The organism is Jutongia huaianensis (genome assembly GCF_014384985.1).
Classification (GTDB): domain Bacteria; phylum Bacillota; class Clostridia; order Lachnospirales; family Lachnospiraceae; genus Jutongia; species Jutongia huaianensis.
The window spans coordinates 385,995-404,583 of sequence record NZ_JACRSX010000001.1 but is presented as its reverse complement, the minus strand read 5'-3'; the positions used below and the strand labels follow the sequence as shown (position 1 = coordinate 404,583).

General features: G+C 44.6%; 15 protein-coding genes. 14 read left to right on the top strand and 1 reads right to left on the bottom strand.

Annotated features, from left to right (window positions below; translation table 11 throughout):
• Window positions 1–56: 56 nt before the first annotated feature.
• The 13 genes from H8704_RS01750 (at window position 57) to H8704_RS01690 (ending at window position 16,847) form a co-directional block, all read left to right on the top strand.
• On the top strand, window positions 57–908 hold the full coding sequence (locus H8704_RS01750) for a PIN domain-containing protein (protein ID WP_249297045.1): 852 nt from the start codon (window positions 57–59) through the stop codon (window positions 906–908).
• A gap of 23 nt (window positions 909–931) precedes the next feature.
• Window positions 932–1,495, top strand: a complete 564-nt coding sequence (locus H8704_RS01745) for a prolyl-tRNA synthetase associated domain-containing protein (RefSeq protein WP_249297044.1) — start codon at window positions 932–934, stop codon at window positions 1,493–1,495.
• Window positions 1,496–1,701: 206 nt separating this feature from the next.
• Window positions 1,702–2,304, top strand: coding sequence for a bifunctional phosphoserine phosphatase/homoserine phosphotransferase ThrH (gene thrH / locus H8704_RS01740; RefSeq protein ID WP_022464478.1), 603 nt, complete (start codon window positions 1,702–1,704; stop codon window positions 2,302–2,304).
• A 195-nt stretch (window positions 2,305–2,499) separates the two neighbouring features.
• Window positions 2,500–4,287 carry an ABC transporter ATP-binding protein gene (locus tag H8704_RS01735; RefSeq protein ID WP_249297043.1) on the top strand — a complete coding sequence of 596 codons (1,788 nt, stop codon included), beginning with the start codon at window positions 2,500–2,502 and terminating at the stop codon, window positions 4,285–4,287.
• Window positions 4,284–6,020, top strand: a complete 1,737-nt coding sequence (locus tag H8704_RS01730) for an ABC transporter ATP-binding protein (protein WP_249297042.1) — start codon at window positions 4,284–4,286, stop codon at window positions 6,018–6,020. The genes H8704_RS01735 and H8704_RS01730 overlap by 4 nt, the downstream gene beginning before the upstream one ends.
• Window positions 6,021–6,176: 156 nt before the next feature.
• Window positions 6,177–7,556: an NAD(P)/FAD-dependent oxidoreductase gene (locus tag H8704_RS01725; RefSeq protein WP_249297041.1), complete on the top strand. Its 1,380-nt coding sequence runs from the start codon at window positions 6,177–6,179 to the stop codon at window positions 7,554–7,556.
• Complete coding sequence (locus tag H8704_RS01720) at window positions 7,553–8,434, top strand: LysR family transcriptional regulator (RefSeq protein ID WP_022464482.1); 882 nt, start codon at window positions 7,553–7,555, stop codon at window positions 8,432–8,434. Before H8704_RS01725 ends, H8704_RS01720 begins: the two co-directional genes overlap by 4 nt.
• A 67-nt stretch (window positions 8,435–8,501) precedes the next feature.
• On the top strand, window positions 8,502–9,041 hold the full coding sequence (locus tag H8704_RS01715; RefSeq protein WP_249297040.1) for a histidine phosphatase family protein: 540 nt from the start codon (window positions 8,502–8,504) through the stop codon (window positions 9,039–9,041).
• Between the two features lie 13 nt (window positions 9,042–9,054).
• A complete protein-coding gene (locus H8704_RS01710; RefSeq protein ID WP_249297039.1) occupies window positions 9,055–9,396 on the top strand; it encodes a hypothetical protein in 342 nt (113 codons plus the stop codon).
• A gap of 54 nt (window positions 9,397–9,450) precedes the next feature.
• Entirely contained in the window at window positions 9,451–9,720 is a 270-nt protein-coding gene (locus H8704_RS01705; protein ID WP_249297038.1) for an FYDLN acid domain-containing protein, read from the top strand.
• Window positions 9,721–9,893: 173 nt separating this feature from the next.
• Window positions 9,894–15,092, top strand: coding sequence for a leucine-rich repeat protein (locus tag H8704_RS01700; RefSeq protein WP_249297037.1), 5,199 nt, complete (start codon window positions 9,894–9,896; stop codon window positions 15,090–15,092).
• A 323-nt stretch (window positions 15,093–15,415) separates the two neighbouring features.
• Window positions 15,416–16,270 (top strand): Rpn family recombination-promoting nuclease/putative transposase, encoded by an 855-nt coding sequence (locus H8704_RS01695; protein ID WP_249297036.1) that lies wholly within the window; start codon window positions 15,416–15,418, stop codon window positions 16,268–16,270.
• 22 nt (window positions 16,271–16,292) lie between these two features.
• Window positions 16,293–16,847 carry a hypothetical protein gene (locus tag H8704_RS01690; RefSeq protein WP_118679656.1) on the top strand — a complete coding sequence of 185 codons (555 nt, stop codon included), beginning with the start codon at window positions 16,293–16,295 and terminating at the stop codon, window positions 16,845–16,847.
• 124 nt (window positions 16,848–16,971) lie between these two features.
• Here H8704_RS01690 and H8704_RS01685 read toward each other — a convergent pair whose 3' ends face one another.
• The gene (locus H8704_RS01685) at window positions 16,972–17,208 is read right to left on the bottom strand and encodes a small, acid-soluble spore protein, alpha/beta type (RefSeq protein WP_249297035.1); all 237 of its coding nucleotides are present in this window, start codon (window positions 17,206–17,208) and stop codon (window positions 16,972–16,974) included.
• A gap of 316 nt (window positions 17,209–17,524) precedes the next feature.
• Here H8704_RS01685 and H8704_RS01680 point away from each other — a divergent pair, with 316 nt between their 5' ends.
• Entirely contained in the window at window positions 17,525–18,568 is a 1,044-nt protein-coding gene (locus tag H8704_RS01680; protein WP_283241915.1) for a sulfate ABC transporter substrate-binding protein, read from the top strand.
• The last annotated feature ends 21 nt before the right edge of the window (window positions 18,569–18,589 follow it).

Sequence of the window (18,589 nt, the reverse complement as noted above, 5' to 3'; positions counted from 1 at the left end):
GAAATGTTTATCGTTCAAATAATTTTAGAAGAGATTTTTGAGAAAGGAGTTATTTCATGTCTAAAAAACAAACATATTACTTGATTGATTTCGAAAATGTAAATGAAGCGGGACTTTTAAATTCAAAAAATCTGACTGATAATGATCATATTTATATTTTCTCTACGAAAAATGCACCTAAAATAAGTATCAAGACTTTGGCTGCGTTTAATGATATAGATTTTCATTCACATATAATACCTGCGGGAAATCAATCGCTGGATATGCATCTTATTGCATATTTGGGATATTTAATTGGACAAAATAAGGATAGTAAATGTAAATATGTGATTATTAGTAAAGATACGGACTATGACAACTGTATTTCATTTTTGAAGCAATTAACCGATTCTGAAATCAGTAGAAAGTCATCTATGTGTCTGGGGACTCAAGATGATACATCTAAGAAAAAGATTCCTCCCATTCAATCAAATTCAAAGTCAGAACTTAATACAAAGATTCAGCGGGCTATCAGCAAGGCGGGGTATGATAACAATGTAAGTAATACTGTTGCGTCCATTGTTTCAAAATATTATGCAAATGAACATTTTTCCAATGATGTACATAACGAACTTCGAAACATCTACGGTAATTATGCGGATCTTTATAAAATTGTGAAGCCGATTTTGAAATCCGGTGTTGAAAGTACTTCAAAGTCTATATTAGGTAATACACAGAGAAACAGTGTAATTCAAAAAGTTCTCAGCAAGGCAGATTGTGATAATGATACGATTTCGTATGTATCATCACTTGTGTGCAAAAATCATTCATCTGCAAATGCCAAACAAACAATTCATACTGCGTTAGTGGCAAAGTATGGAAAAGGGAAAGGTCTGAATCTTTATAATCATGTAAAAAAATACATATAAAAAGATAAGGGAGAGAGGAATATATGAACCAACTTCAAATGCAAAAAGGCAGACCGAAAAATGGAACAGGAAGAACTGACACAGAGCTTCGTGTGTACGATTTTCTGGATCAGTTAGAGATAGAATATGAGCGGATCGACCATGAGGCTGTGGAGACGATGGAAGACTGCATAGAAATTGATCAGGCACTTGCACCGGCAGTTGTCTGCAAAAATCTCTTTTTGACGAATTCGAAAGAGGATCATTATTATCTGCTGATGATGCTGGGAGATAAGAAATTTCGTTCCTCCGAGGTGGCAGGTCAGATTGGAAGCACCAGATTATCCTTTGCCTCAGCAGAAAGGATGAAGGAGTATCTGGATATCAGGCCCGGTTCCGTCAGCGTGATGGGATTGATAAATGATACAGGGCGCAGGGTAAAGCTTTTGGTGGATGAAGATCTGTTGGCACATGAGCTGTTAGGATGTCATCCATGCGTAAATACATCCAGCCTGCGGTTGAAGACCGGAGATGTGCTGGAACAGTTTGTGCCGGCGACAGGGCACGATTATGTTGTGGTTCATATTGGAAAAGCTGGGGATTTGTGATATAATAACTCCAAAATCCAGATGCTTCGCATCTGTCGCGCAATGCGTTTTAAGATTTTGTCGTTCACAAATTTTGCGCAAGTGAACAAGCTCCCTTGCGTTGCAAATTTGTGATATACTCAGATTTAAAGAAACAGAGACATATGTCCGGCACACAGACAGTCTCTGTGAAAATACCAGAAACGTGTGCAGAAATGAGGATGAAAATGGATATTGTATGTTTAGATTTAGAGGGAGTACTTGTACCGGAGATCTGGATTGCATTTGCAGAGGCAAGTGGGATTCCGGAGTTAAAGAGAACTACGAGAGATGAGCCGGATTATGATAAGCTTATGACATGGCGTCTGGGGATTCTTAAGGAGCATGGTCTGGGACTTAAGGAGATTCAGGACACCATTGCTACGATCGATCCGATTCCGGGAGCAAAGGAGTTTTTGGATGAGCTTCGTTCCATTACACAGGTAATTATCATCAGTGATACATTTACACAGTTTGCAAGCCCTCTGATGAAGAAACTGGGCTGGCCAACAATCTTCTGTAATTCACTGGAGGTTGCACCGGATGGCGAGATCACAGGCTTTAAGATGCGTTGTGAGAAGTCAAAGTACACCACCGTAAAGGCTCTGCAGTCTATTGGTTATGATACAATTGCCAGCGGTGACAGCCACAACGATCTAGGTATGATCGAGGCTAGTAAGGCGGGCTTCTTATTCAAGAGCACTGATCAGATCAAGGCGGATCATCCGGAGTTGCCGGCATATGAGACATATGACGAGCTTCTGGCTGCGATTAAGAAGGTGCTGGGATAGCGTTAGAATTTATATTCACCCTCAGGGGATGTTTTTGAAATATTACGTTTCAGAAACATCCCTTTTTGTGTATTTGATAAAGATTATTATTTATTTCGTTGCTAAAAGGAGCCAGTATGCTATTATGTTATTGAAACTATGGTTAGTTCAAACTAACATAGACTCTTGGAAATGAAAAAATGGGAGGATAGCATAATGGAAGAGAAAAAGCAAAAAGAAGAAAGTCTGTTGAAACAGCTCTTTAATTTTGCAGGAAACTACAAGTATCTGAGTATCCTGTCGGCAGTTTTGGCAGCGGTCAGCGCTCTTGTTGCGCTGGTGCCATTTTATTATATCTGGCGGATCATGCAGGAGGTGATTCGGGTAAAGCTCAACTTTGCCCGGGCACAGGGAATCGCTTCTTATGGATGGCATGCCGTAGGCTATGCATTGTTAGGGATGTTCTTGTATATTACAGGACTGATGTGTTCCCATATGGCAGCGTTTCGGGTGCAGGCATCCATGAGGACGATCATGATGGAGCATATTATGAAGCTGCCTCTGGGGTTTATTGAGAGTGAGGGCAGCGGAAAGATCCGCAAGATCGTGGTAGATTCCAGTGCGGCAACGGAGACATATCTGGCACATAACCTGCCGGATAAAGCGGTATCTGTAGCTACTCCGGTGGGTCTGATCGTTCTGCTTCTGGTGTTTGACTGGCGTTTGGGACTGATCTGTCTGATCCCGGCAGTGCTCGGCTTTCTGTTTATGGGAAGCATGATGGGAAAGGATATGGAAAACAGTATGAAGGAGTACCAGAATTCTCTGGAAACTATGTCTGCTGAGGCAGTGGAGTATGTCCGGGGCATTCCGGTGGTTAAGACCTTTGGTCAGACCGTGTTTTCTTTTAAGAGATTTAAGGATTCCATTGATAAATATGAGAGATGGACACTGGATTATACCAAAAGCATGCGGAAGCCAATGGTTGCATTTACTACGGCAGTTAATTCCACATTTGCTTTTATTATTGCGGCAGCATATCTGCTGGGAGGTCATGGAATTTCAGGAAAACTTGGTTTGAACCTGTTTTTCTATATTATTATCACGCCAATTTTAACTACAACATTAATGAAGCTTGCCTATGCCGGAGAAGCACAGCTTCAGGTAAAGGATGCCCTGATGCGTATGGGCAGTCTGATGGATCGGAAGCCTTTGCAGGAACCGCAGCAGGGAAAGCTTCCGGAGGATAGCGCGCTGTCTTTGGATGGCGTGGTCTTTGCCTATGAGGACGCAGAGAAAAATGCAGTGGACGGTGTTACGCTTCAGATCAAGGCGGGAGAGCATGTGGCATTTGTGGGACCGTCCGGTGGCGGCAAGACAACGCTGGCGTCTCTGATCGCAAGGTTCTGGGATGTGAAGGAAGGCAGTATAAAGCTTGGCGGTGTGGATGTCCGGGATATTACAAGCAGTGAATTGATGAATCAGATATCCTATGTATTTCAGGACAGTAAGTTATTGAAATTGTCGATTCTGGAGAATGTGCGGATCGGCAGACCGGATGCCACGGACGCAGAGGTCATGAAAGCATTGGAGAAAGCACAGTGCATGGATATTATTGAAAAGCTTCCGGATGGAGTCCATACCAAGATCGGTGCCGAGGGTGTTTATGTATCCGGGGGTGAGGCACAGAGACTTTCCATTGCCAGAGCGTTTTTGAAGAATGCACCGGTTCTGATCCTGGATGAAGCGACGGCGTTTGCCGATCCGGATAATGAGCAGCGGGTGCAGGCAGCATTTGAAACACTTTCCAGGGACAAAACGGTGATCATGATCGCTCACCGGCTGTCTACCGTAACCAATGCGGACCGGATCTATGTGTTAAAGGATGGAACGGTGGCAGAGAGTGGCAGCCATAAGGAGCTGACGGCTCAGGAGGGAGTTTATGCCCATATGTGGGAGGAATACAATAAATCAGTCGATTGGAAGGTAGGTGCTGCATCATGAGTTTATTAGAAAAGATAAAACATAAATATGCTCTTTCGGATCAGGGAGCAAGAGATATGGTCAAGGCGATCGTTGCTGTTACCATATCGGATATCGTGCTGATGTTTCCGGTGGGGATCCTGTATCTGCTGGCATCGGACATATTGAAGGGAACCATAGGAAGAGACAGGATGCCTCTTTATATCGGAGGAACTGTGGCAGCACTTCTGCTGATAATCATGACATCATATTTTCAGTATAATGCTACGTTTTTGTCTACATATATAGAAAGTGGAGTGCGCCGTCGTACACTGGCAGAAAAGCTTCGAAAGCTGCCGTTATCCTTTTTTGGCAAAAAGGATCTGGCGGATCTCACCAACACGATTATGGGAGACTGTGCATGGCTGGAAACAGCAAGCTCCCATTTTATTCCGGAGCTGATCGGAGCCATGATCTCCACAACGATCGTAGTGATCAGTCTGTTCTTCTTTGATCTGCGGATGACTCTGGCAGCCGTGTGGGTGCTTCCGGTTGCCTTTTTGGTAGTTTTTGCGGCACGTCCCATTACCATGCGGTTAAATGAGAAGGCGACGAAATATAAGATCAACTGTATGGATGGGATTCAGGAGGGACTGGAAACCCTTCGGGATCTGAAATCCTACAATGCCACAGAGACATATATGGTGGGACTCAACCGGAAGATCAAGGCGGTGGAAAGCCACAGTGTATCCTCTGAGTTTGTTAATGCGGTTTTTGTATGTTCGGCGCAGATGATATTGAAGCTGGGGATTGGTGTGGTTGCACTGACAGGTGGCATTTTATTCTCCAGAGGCGAGATCAGTGCGCTGACCTTCTTTATGTATCTGCTGGTTGTCTCAAGAATGTATGATCCATTTCAGGTAGCTCTCCAGAATCTGTCTGCTGTGATCGCAACAGATACCCAGTGTAAGAGAATGGATGAGATCTTAAGCCATAAGGAGCAGGAAGGCAGACAGGATATGGACTATCAGGGTTATGATATCTGCTTTGACCATGTGGGCTTTTCTTATGAGGATGGGGAACAGGTGCTCCGGGATGTGAGTTTCACGGCGAAACAGGGAGAAGTAACGGCACTGATCGGACCATCCGGTGGCGGTAAAACCACGGTATCCAGACTGGCAGCAAGATTCTGGGATGCAGACCGGGGAACGATTACCGTAGGCGGTATGAATGTATCCGGGATTGATCCGGAGACATTGTTATCTCTGTATTCCATTGTATTTCAGGATGTCACACTGTTTAATAATACCGTCATGGAAAATATCCGGATCGGCAGGAAGGATGCCACAGACGAGGAGGTGCTGGCAGCGGCAAAGCTGGCGCACTGTGATGAATTTATTGAAAAGCTGCCCGAAAAATGGGACAGTATGATCGGAGAAAATGGTTCCGAACTTTCCGGAGGAGAACGACAGCGTATCTCCATTGCCAGAGCATTTTTGAAGGATGCGCCGATCATTCTCATGGATGAGGCAACCGCTTCTCTGGATGTGGATAATGAATCTCTGATCCAGGAAGCAATCTCCAGGCTGATCCAAAATAAAACTGTGCTGATCATTGCGCACCGTATGAGAACAGTGGATGGTGTAGATAAGATCGTTGTTCTCAAGGACGGTATTGTGGCAGAGAGCGGCATACCGGAGGAATTAAAAGAAGCAGATGGAATTTACCGTCATATGGTGGAGCTGCAGCTCCGGTCAGAGCAGTGGAAATACTAAAGGTGAAATATCTTATAAATATAGTAAAAATGGGATTGTCTTCACAGGCAGTCCTGTTTTATTGTTTGCAATAACTTCATAATTCTCTATGTTCCAAACATTCAAAATAGTGTATAATAGGGCGTGATTGATTACCTTTGGAGAGGAAGTGGGCATATGAGATATGATGTAATAATTATTGGGGCAGGTCCGGGAGGTATTTTTGCGGCATATGAGCTGATGAAAAAGAAGCCGGACTGTAAGATTGCAGTATTTGAGGAGGGATATCCTCTGGAAAAGAGGAAATGTCCGATTGATGGCAAAAAGATTAAAAGCTGTATCGGCTGTAAACGCTGCTCGATCATGTGTGGTTTTGGTGGAGCCGGAGCATTTTCCGATGGAAAATATAATATCACCAATGATTTCGGAGGCACCCTGTTTGAATATATCGGTAAAGAGCAGGCGGTCGGGCTGATGAAATATGTGGATGAGATCAATATGGCAAACGGTGGCGAAGGAACGCAGCTTTATTCCACAGCAGGGACGAAGTTCAAAAAGCTCTGCCTGCAGAATAAGCTGAATCTGCTGGATGCATCGGTACGCCATCTGGGCACAGATATTAACTATATTGTGCTGGGCAATCTGTACGATCAGATGAAGGATCATATGGAGTTTTACTTTGATACGCCGGTGGAAACCATTGAGATCATAGAAAATGGTTACCGCATTGTCTGTGAAAACAGCGAAACCTACGAGTGTGATAAATGTATTGTGTCAGTAGGCCGAAGTGGCAGCAAGTGGATGGAAAAGGTCTGTCGGGAGCTTGAGATACCGACCAGCTCCAACCGTGTAGATATTGGTGTTCGAGTGGAACTTCCGGCGGTCATCTTCTCCCATCTGACGGATGAATTGTATGAGAGCAAGATCGTCTACCGTACCGAGAAGTTTGAGGACCGTGTCCGTACCTTCTGCATGAATCCAAACGGAATCGTGGTCAATGAAAATACCAACGGCATTATTACGGTGAACGGTCACAGCTATGAGGGCGACGAAAAGAAAACGGAGAATACCAACTTTGCCCTTCTGGTGGCGAAGCATTTTTCCGAGCCCTTTAAGGACAGCAACGGGTATGGAGAAAGTATTGCGAGACTGTCCAATATGCTGGGAGGCGGCGTGATCGTGCAGCGTTTCGGAGATCTGGTGCGTGGAAGACGAAGTACGGAGAAGCGTATTCATGAGAATCTTGTAACCCCGACATTGTCGGCAACGCCGGGAGATTTAAGTCTGGTGCTTCCAAAGCGTATTATGGATGGGATCATTGAGATGATCTACGCGCTGGATAAAGTGGCTCCGGGTACGGCAAATGATGACACACTGCTTTACGGTGTGGAGGTAAAGTTCTATAATATGGAGGTCGAACTGGATCAGAATCTGGAAAGCTGCCATAAGGGGCTTTATGTGATCGGAGATGGCAGCGGCGTAACACATTCTCTGTCCCATGCATCTGCCAGTGGTGTGTATGTGGCGAGACATATTATTGGTGAGGAAGCAAAATGACATTAAAACATATTAAGATATTTGTGACGGTTTATCAGGAGGAGAGCATTACCAGAGCGGCAGAAAAACTCCGCATGACACAGCCGGCAACCAGTCTTGCCATACGGGAGCTGGAGGAATATTATCATACCAAGCTTTTTGAACGGAGCGGCAGGGGAATCCGCGTAACATCTGCCGGCAGCCAGTTGTATCCAAATGCAGTAAGACTTCTGTCTCTGTATGATGAAATGGATGCGGAAATGAAAAACTGGGATACCTCCGGCAGACTCCGGATCGGTTCCAGTATCAGTATCGGCTCATGCATTCTGCCGCAGCTGATCAGCCGTTTTACGAAGGAATATCCGGAACTGGATCTGTACGTGAATGTGGACAGCTCCGATGTGATCGAGCAGAATGTACTGGAAAACCATTTGGATTTTGCTTTGATCGAGGGATCGGTTCATTCGGAAAAGCTCAAGGCATCGGTGTTTCTGGATGATGAGCTTGTGCCTGTATGCAGCCGTTTTCATCCGCTGGCAGGAGCGGAGAATGTGGAACTGGACAGCTTAAAGAACGAGCATTTTCTTATGAGGGAGCCTCATAGTGGTACTCGTCAGCTTGCAGATTCCAGCTTTGCTTTGAAGAATTTTCAGATCAGACCCACATGGGAGAGTACCAGTACGGCAGCACTGATCAATGCAGTATCGATTGGTCTGGGGATATCTATTTTGCCGAAACGTATGCTGGAGAAGCAGCTTCGTATGCATCAGATCGGGTCTTTTACGATCCGTGACATGGATCTGAAGCGTCATTACTCGCTGATCTATCATGAGAATAAATTTGTTTCTCCCACCATGGAGCGTTTTTTTGAAATGCTGACAGAGCTGCGTAATGATTAAAAGAGTAAACAGAAGACCGGTTGGGCGGTCCGAAGCCTGCAGGCAGTAGAAAGGAATGCAGATTATTATGAAAAAATTATATTTTACGAGACATGGACAGACCTTCTGGAATGTAGAAAATAAAATATGTGGTGCCACAGATATTGCATTGACGGAGCTGGGACACCGGCAGGCGGTAGAAGCCGGTCAAATGATTCGGGAGGCGGGCTATGAGATTGATGAAATTCTCTATTCACCTCTGATCCGTGCTGCGGAGACGGCACGTCATATCAGCGAGGAGACCGGGATTCCCATGCGGATGGAACCACGGTTAAAGGAGCAGAATTTTGGGCGGTTTGAAGGAACTCCGCGCAATGGCGAGGAGTTTCGCGAAGCAAAAGCATGTTTTGTCAATCACTTTGGCACTGGGGAATCCATGCTACAGATGGCACAGCGGATCTATAATCTGATTGATGATCTGAAAAATGATCCGTCCGGCAAAACATATCTTCTGGTAGCACATAATGGCATTGCCCGTATTGTGCAGTCATACTTTTATGAGATGACCAATGAGGAGTTTGCGGCATTTGGAATTGATAATTGTACGCTGCTGGAATTTGATCTGTAAGGAGAATGAAATTATGGAACAGGATATGATAATATATACGATCACGCGCATTGATGAGGCAGACTTTGGTTGTGAGGGCAGACCGGAGGGATATATTCCTATGGTGACAGTGTATCTGGAGGATGAATATGGCGGGGCAGAGGTTATTGAAATGGAAGATGCGCAGATGTATCACCGGGCATTGGATGAGGGTTCGCAGGTGGTGATCGGCGGTGACGGGACACTGTACAGCCTGGAGGCAGCCAGACGGCAGGCGGATATCATACCGGTGGAGGAGACGGCAGATACCGATCAGCAGAATCAATGGCTGGAAGGATATATGGATGCTGTGGAGGAATTGGAAGAAGAGTTATAAAAGCTTTGCTGCCGGGAGATTTAAATAAAATTATAATAGAAGCGAGGGAAAGATATGTTTTATGTACCCGATGGAACAGAAAAATGTGGATATTATGAGTGTAAAAGCTGTGGAAGCCGTTTTCTTGATATCAAGATCGGTCCCAGCATTGTGTGTCCCTATTGCGGGGAGGAGCCGGATATGGAGATTGGTCCGGATGAGGAAATGCCTGTGATCACAGAGGATGCAAAGCTTGTGCAGATGCTTCAGGGCGAGGAGGAAGTGGAAAAGTATGATAAACTCTTAAGTCTTGCCGTTACCGGGGGCGACTATAACTGGATATAGCAGAGATAGAGATTATCAATGAATGAAAAAGTATCGGAGAGCAAACCTTCCGGTGCTTTTTTTATATAGAGGCTTATTTAGAAAGTGAAAAAAACGGAAAGATTATGAAACCTATAGTGTGGTATGCTGATTAAGATAGAAAACATTCATATGATCAACGAAAGGAGAACAAAATGAAGCAAAAGAAAAAAAGGAGGAAGGTGCAGGCCATACTGATGATCCTTGTCATGCTGATGTCAGTATCGGTACTGCAGGGTGTTTCGGGCAAACGTCTTTTGTCTGCCAGAGCGGCAGGGGAAAGTGTGACCCGTGGAGAATGGATCCATAATCTCGTCTCGACATTTGACATGAAGATGGAAGAGGGGCTTGTGCCGGATACCTATTATCCGGATATCGTTGGGACGACCTATTACTCCGATATCCAGACGGCAATTTATTTTGGTGTTGTGGATTTGGAAGCAGGAGAATCGTTTGAACCGGATGCAGCGGTGGATCGTGAGTTTGCTGCACACACATTAAGCTTCTGCATGGGGTATGATACTTCTGATGTTACATATACCATGGATGATGAAGCAGATCTGACATATCCGGGAGATGACCAGACTGCCGTGGATATGGGATGGCTGGCTTTGCAGGATGGAAAATTTGCACCATCGCAGGAGATTACGACAACAGAATCTCAAAATATGCTGCAGTCAGCGAAGAAAGTTTTAGATGCTTCCGGTGTAGATGAGAATCATGAAAATGTATACAAATTTGCAGACAATGTCATCGAATTACCGGAAAGTGTTACCTTTGATAAAGGGGAGGATGGTCAGATCATTGTACATGATACCTCTGTGGAGCTGAAAGAGGGCGATGTATTTGCCGTATATTCAGATGGAATCGCCTATACATATAAGGCATTATCCATCACCAAAGAGGGCAATGATCTGATCATCAATAACGAGAAGGTAATGTATGACGATGCAGTGGAGTCTGTAGATGCAGAGGGTGTCATTGATGCGGATCTGGCAGATTTTATTCCGGCAGAAGGTGTGGAAGCCGAGGTGGAATACGAGGATCAGACAACTGTTAAGGGGATGCATAAGATTTCCGGCGTTAAAAGTGTGAAAAGCATTAATGTGTCAAAGAGTATCGGTGCCGGAACCGTCACCTGCAGTATCAGTGATATTACGGTAGATTATCGTATTGATAAAAACGGATATCGCTTTGCAGTTTATGGAAAAGTAGATCCAAGCTTTACCTTTTCAGGTAAAAAAGATCTTGTGATCACATTGGGAACCATTCCTGTGGCACAAGTAGGAAAGATTGAAGTGAAAGCAGTTTGTTCTGCCAAGGGATCTGCAACAGTAGGATTTACTACAAATGCAGTCGTAGGTGTTGAGCAGAAAGTGGGTCACGCACCTAGACATCTGGCAAACTATACCAGTCCTCAGTGGAGATTTTCCGCAAAGGCAGAGCTGAAGGCTGCCTGTGATCTGAGCTTTTCTGTTGAAGTACCAATGGCAGCAGAGGGCAAGGTTTACGGAGAAGTCGGGGTTAAGACCACTCCTGATATGGAGGTTTATACAGATGGCAAAAAGCCACAGGTCTGTATTGATCTGCCGGTATATGTGTTTGCAGAAGCAGGATATTCCGTAAAGGTATTTGGATATGATATGGCAAGCGGAAAGAAGCCAATTTACGATGCTTCCAACAGCCCGGTGAAGCTTTGCTATCATATTGAAGATGGAAACTGCGTACCGGCATGTACCAGACCGGACAGCAGTTCCCGTGTGGGGAAAAGAGGGTACTACACATCACCAAGTCTGCAGAGCGGCGTAGGCAATACCTATGGCAGCCAGGTGTTTGTGGCACCTTATGTGGAGAAGAAAGTTTTTGAATATACATTAGATGATGACGGAAATGCAACCATCACAAAATATGATGGCAATGTCAGGGCGCTGACGATCCCGGATACACTGGATGGTTATACGGTAGTAGGCATTGGCAAAAATGCCTTTGCGAAGAATACGTATCTGCAGAGTGTGGTAATTCCGGATACGGTGACAGTGATTCAGGAATCTGCGTTTGCAGAATGTACAAATCTGTCCAGTGTTGTGCTATCCGAAAATTTAGTTGATTTAGGAAGGGCAGCATTTTCGGAAATTGCATTAACAGCTATAGAGATTCCAAAGTCATTGGAAACAGCACATGTTTCGTTTGACAATGGAAGAGATTGCTCGGATGGACCGTTTGAAAATTGTGAAAAATTAAAAATTGTAACTTTTGAAAAGGGAACCACGCATATTGCACAATTTTTATTTGCGGGTTGTACCGGATTGGAAACAATTTCTGTACCAAATACGGTTACCACAATAGAACGGTATGCTTTTCGTAAATGTGTAAATTTAAAAAGAGTGGAACTTGCGGATACAATTATTTCTATTGCTACGGGGGCATTTGCTGATTGTACAGTGCTTTCGGATATCAATATGCCAAAATCACTAAAAGATATAGGAGAGATTGCATTTCGAAATACAGCGATTACCAGTGTAGAGATTCCAAAGTCATTGGAAACAGCACATGTTTTGTTTGACAATGGAAGAGATTGCTCGGATGGACCGTTTGAAAATTGTGAAAAATTAAAAATTGTAACTTTTGAAAAGGGAACCACGCATATTGCACAATTTTTATTTGCTGGTTGCACTGGCATAGAAAGTATTCAAATACCGCAAACTGTTGTAATGATTAAACAAGGAGGTTTTAAGAATTGTGTAAACCTTCAAAATATTATTATGCCAGATGTTATTCAGCAGGTGGATAATTATGCATTTAAGGATTGTACAAAGCTGGATAAGATTCATATACCAGACAATATAAAGAAGATATCAAAAGAGCTTTTTCAGGATTGCACTGCCCTGAAAGAAATTGTCCTATCTGATAACATCACGTCAATTGAGGATGAAGCCTTTGAAAACTGTACATCCCTCACAAAGGTGACCGTTGGAAATAAAGTGTCGAGTATTGGCCGTGATGTATTCTCCGGCTGTACCGCTCTTCCACAGATTACATTACCGGCAAGTGTGCAGACAATTGGTGACAAGGCATTTTCTCACTGTGAAGCTTTGGCAGATGTGAAGCTTTCTGAGGGTCTGACTTCTATTGGCAGTTATGCTTTTGAGTACAATATCGCATTGCCGAAGGTTACTTTGCCAAATACACTGGAATCTTTGGGAGAAAGAGCATTCCAGTATTGCGATGTGCTTGCCGATGTGGATCTGGGAGCGGGTCTGAAGGTGATTCCGAAGTATTGCTTCTATGAGGATCCGGCTCTTCAGAAGGTGATCCTTCCATATCAGTTTACAACGGTAAATGCCAGTGCATTTGCAAACTGTACGAAGCTGACCGACATTACCTTTAACAGAAATGTTTCCTCTGTGGACGCATCAGCACTTTCCTATAAAGATAAGACAACGATCCACGGCGTTAAGGGAACATACGCAGAGACCTTTGCTTCAGACAATGGATTTAAGTTTGAGGCGCTGAATGCTCCGGTAACGGGCATTACCCTGAGCAAAGAAAAGATCGAGATTGCTAAGGACAAGAGCATTCGTCTGACAGCGTCGTTGACTCCGGTCGATACTTCTGATGAGCTGACATGGACATCTTCCAATGAAGAGGTTGCTACCGTGGAAGATGGAGTGGTCAAGGCAGTTGGTCTTGGTGAGGCAGAGATCGTTGCGATGGCAGGCAGTGTGACAAAGAGCTGTCCGGTCAAGGTATATCAGGGTGTGAATAATATTACACTGGATGTAACATCACATACTATGACAATCGGAGATTTCCTGCAGCTGACCGCGACGATCTATCCGAAGGATGCGGAATATAAGGATGTGATCTGGAGCAGTAACAATGAGGATGTAGCTGTCGTAGATCAGAAGGGTCTGGTACAGGCAAAAGCATATGGCAAGGTAAAGATCACAGCAACATCGAAGGATGGCGGGCTTGAGGCAGTCTGCAACGTCACAGTAGAACCGGTGGCAGTAACGGAGGTTTCATTAAATGCCAAGGCAGTGACTCTTAAGGTTGGTGAAACATATCAGCTGAAGGAGACGATCCTGCCGGAGAATGCCACAGACAAAACAGTTACCTGGACATCAAGCAATACAAAGGCAGCGACTGTATCAGGTGGAGCTGTCACGGCAGTTGGCACAGGCTCTGCCGTTATAATTGTAAAAACCAATAGTGGTGCCAAGACAGCGTCTTGTACCGTGACAGTACAGGGAAGTCTGCCGTCGGAAGGTCCGTCAGTACCGCCGACAGGAGAACCATCCGGTAGTCCTGTTGTACCGCCGACAGGCAGTCCGATTGTTTCTGCAAGTGCAAAGCCAACCGGAACACCGTCAGAGCCGGTATCGACTACAAAGGTCACAATGTCCATGGGATATGCCGGATCTGACTGGGGAGATTCCACCTTTGGCAAGACCGGAGATTCCGTGATTGTCAGCGGAGATAAGACATATAAGATTTCTTATACGGTGAAGGGGTCTGACTCGGACATTTTAGTATTGAGTCTGGATACGGATGTAACCGAAGAAGAGAAAAATCCTGATATGAATATTCAGGTGGATGAGATTACAGTGAATGGAACTCCGATCACATTTGATCCGGATAAGATCAGTTACACTATAGATGAGAATGGACAGTGGCGTCTGCAGTTCAGAGATGCATACAGTGGACTGGAGCGTTCACAGGAGGCGTTGGGAGACGAGATTATTCCGATCAGCAAAGGGGATGAGATCTGCATTACCTTTACAGTAACCGGACTGGGCAAATGTCCGGAGGGGGATGATCCGACCGCATCGCCAAAACCAACGCTCAAACCGACCACAAAACCGGATACCGATCCGACCACATCACCAAAGGCAACAGACACACCGGCACCTTCCGATTCCGCAAAGCCATCAGATGCACCGGCTCCTTCTACACAACCGACAGGAACACCGGCTCCGGATGCATCCCGGCAGCCATCCGGCTCAGGCTCCGGCTTCGGTTCAACCGGTTCCGGTGGTTCGTTAGGAGATTCTGATTATCTGCTTGGAACAGCAATTACGTCTCTCAGCAACAAAAAGGGCAGAAAATTAACTGTCCGGTGGTTCAGGGACAGCAACGCCAAAGGATATGAGGTGCAGTATGCTACCAACAGCAAATTTACCAAAAATAAAAAGAAAAAAATGGTATATCGGAATACCGGCTCCGTTACGTTGAAAAAGCTCAAAAAGAAGAAAACTTACTATGTAAGAGTCAGATCGTATAATGTAACCGGTGATGGAAAGATCGTTTACAGCGGTTGGAGTACGAAACGTAAGATTAAGATCAAGAGATAGGATCACAGCTTGTTGCGTGTGAAATTTTAACAGCATTAGGGCAGTTATAGATCGAAAGATTTGTAGCTGTCCTTTTTTACGTTTTTGCTGTGTCACACACGGCAAATATTAAAACTGTCGTGTACAAAACGGCAGTTTCCGGAACTCTATTGCTTGATTCCCTTTTCCTTGTTATACTGGCGAAAATCAAAGGATAACGGGAGGGGTTTGCTGAAAAAACGGTGTTGATTTGCAGGGCAGATGATGATATGATTAACACAGAAGCTGAGCCCTTACCTGTTTTGCAGAGATTCTGCGACAAGCAGGGAAAGGGAGGCAGGATAATGGCTTACGGACCATACTCAAAAGCGACAAGGGAAACGGCAGGAAATCTAAGGATCATCGATGATGCCATGTTCCGGCTGGTGGCGGAGCGAAAGGAAGTCTGCCAGGAAATACTCCGCACATTGTTGGACAGACCACAGTTAAAGGTGGTAAGTGTGACACCGCAGTGCGTCATCACGAGTCTGCACCGGGAAATCATTCTGGATGTACTTTGCACTCTGGAGGACGGAGCGTATATGAACATCGAGATGCAGAAAGGTTCCGGCAATGACGATATCAAGAGAAACAGGTTTTACGCGGCAGCGACCACGGCGTCACATACACCAAAGGGTACAGACTTTTCAGACATTCCGCAGGTGACGATCCTGTATATCACGGAGTATGATGCGTTGCATAACTGCCAGATGATCACATACTTGAAGCGGTGCATGAAAACGGACGAAGGCTATGTGCCTGTAGATGACGGGGAGGATATCTTTTTTGTCAACACAGCTGTTAAGGATGGTTCGGAGAAATCCGAGCTGCTTCAGCTGTTTTTACGGAGGGATGCATTTGAAGATGCAAAGTTTCCGGAATTAAGCAAAGCGGTACAATATTTCAAAGAAACAGAAGGGGGTTTTGGAGAAATGTGCAAAACGGTAGAGGATTATGCGAAAAAATATGCCAAAGATTATGCGAAGGAGCACGAAAAAATAGCACGAGAAGAAGGACGTTCAGAAGGGCGTTCAGAGGAAAGAAAGAATGCGATACGAAAAATGCTCGAAAGCGGATTATCGCGGGAAATGATTCTTTCCATGGATTATTCCGAAACCGAGCTGGAAGCCGTCGAGCAGGAGTTGTTTGCGCAGGCGTAAGATGGATTAAGGAGGTAGAAAAATGGCAAATGTACAGAATCAGGATTTTTCCCTGCTTTCACAGAAGGAAATTGATACATTGATCGATTTTATCAATGAAAAACGAGAAGGGGTAGACAGCTCCGTGCTCAATCAGGAGAGCATTGACAAGCTGTTAGAGATGCTCCGGTTTAATAATGGAAGAGCCAAGAAAGAGGAAATTCTGCATATGGGTGAGGTAGAAGGAACTCTTGCGGATCTTATTACAGTGCGTCACGGAGATGACGTCTGTGCGCTGGAGTATTCTGTGGATGAGGCGAATGATTTTGTTCGTCTTGAGGCGGTGAATACCGTGACGAAGGAACGGATGGAGATTACGCCGAAGATGTTTAACGAAGGCGACGGAGAGCTTTGGGGACATTGCATTGCCCCATTGGTGCTTCACCGTATGGCACGGGCATTGAAAGTAAAATATACCGCAGAGACATACGAGAATCTGTGTAAGCGGTATGCGAAGTATATTTATGGAGATGCCTCCCGGAAGCTTCCATTCCTGTTTATGCCGGGAAATCGTGAGAATATTGGCAACATCCTGTAAGAATCGCAGGAACCACAATGGATAAAAAGGTCTGAATCCCATATGCTTTCTCTTTGCTGCACAAAACAGTTGGGAGAGGGCATATCAGTGATTCAGACCTTTTTAAGTAAAAAATGAGCTTTATTTAGCTATTATCGGAATTCGTTTCTTTTGATGCCGTTGAATTTGTCTTTTTGGTGCGGGAAGACAGCATACCACCGATCCGGCCGCTTTCCCGGCTGGTCAGAGATTTCCAGCCGGTGGCTACAATTTTGTCAAAGTATCCCAGTTCGTTTGCAATCTCCCATTTGGTCTGATCTTCGGCGGGAAGCTGTTGTACGTCCTCTATTGTTTTGATTTCCGGTTTTTCTTTTTTGGTCATTTTATGGCTCCTTTCTGATTTTGCGGCTTGTGATAGCATAGCCATTATCTTATAATGATTGTGATGATGTTTTGGGAAAAGCACATCAGGTTATTTTGAATATATGTATTTGAAAAGATATCAATTTTGGACAGAATACGAATGATATATATGATAATTGGTATAGTATTATCATTGTTTCCATATACAAACAGAACTATACATATTAAAAATAATATGAATACATAAATAATTTTGAATATCCCATTGCATTTTTGTTTTGCAGCGCATATACTATGCCTAAATCAATCGATTGAAAGAAAAGGAAAGAGAGGAAATGAGAATGAAAAATAAATTAATCGCATTATTATTGACCACAACCATTGCAGCAGGAATGATTCTGACAGGCTGCAGTGGAGAGAATAAAAATAACTCCGGTACAGGAAATACAAAGGAAGTTTCTATCACGAATGTTTCTTACGACCCTACCAGAGAGTTTTATGCTGCGTACAACGAACTGTTTCAAAAGCATTGGCAGAAGGAAAAAGGACAGTCCGTTAAGGTTACGGCATCTCACGGTGGTTCCGGTTCCCAGGCACGTTCTGTGATTGAAGGAAACGAGGCGGATGTTGTGACGCTGGCTCTGGCACACGATATTACAGCCATTGAGGATACCGGGCTGATCGAGAAGGGATGGATAGATGAGTTTGACAAGGACAGCTCTCCTTATACATCAACCATCGTATTTCTGGTTCGAAAAGGGAATGAAAAGGGGATTCATGATTGGAATGATCTGGTCAAAAAGGGCGTGGATGTCATTACACCGAATCCGAAAACCTCCGGAGGTGCATGCTGGAATTTCCTCGCAGCATGGGCTTACGAGCAGCAACAGGACGGCAATAACGAAGAAGAGACCAAAGAGTTTATGAAAAAACTCTATCAGAATGTATTGGTGCTTGATTCGGGAGCCAGAGGAGCCACTTCTACATTTGTAGAAAAAGGACAGGGAGATGTGTTGATCGCCTGGGAGAATGAGGCATATCTGTCCATAGAGGAGTATCCGGATGATTATGAGATTGTGACGCCAAGCGTCAGTATACTGGCACAGCCGTCTGTGGCTGTTGTAGATTCCGTAGCCAAGAAGCATGGCACGGAGGAGGTATCCAAAGAATATCTGCAGTATCTTTATTCCGACGAAGCACAGAGACTGGCAGGAGAAAATTACTACCGTCCTTCCAACGAAAAGATCCTGAAGGAGTTTGCAGACCAGTTTGATCTGGATATGAATCTGGTGACCATTGATGATTTTGGCGGGTGGGATCAGGCATTTAAAGATTATTTTGATGATGGTGCCGTGTTTGACCAGATTTACAGCGAATAAAGGAGATGGAGTAGTAAGCAG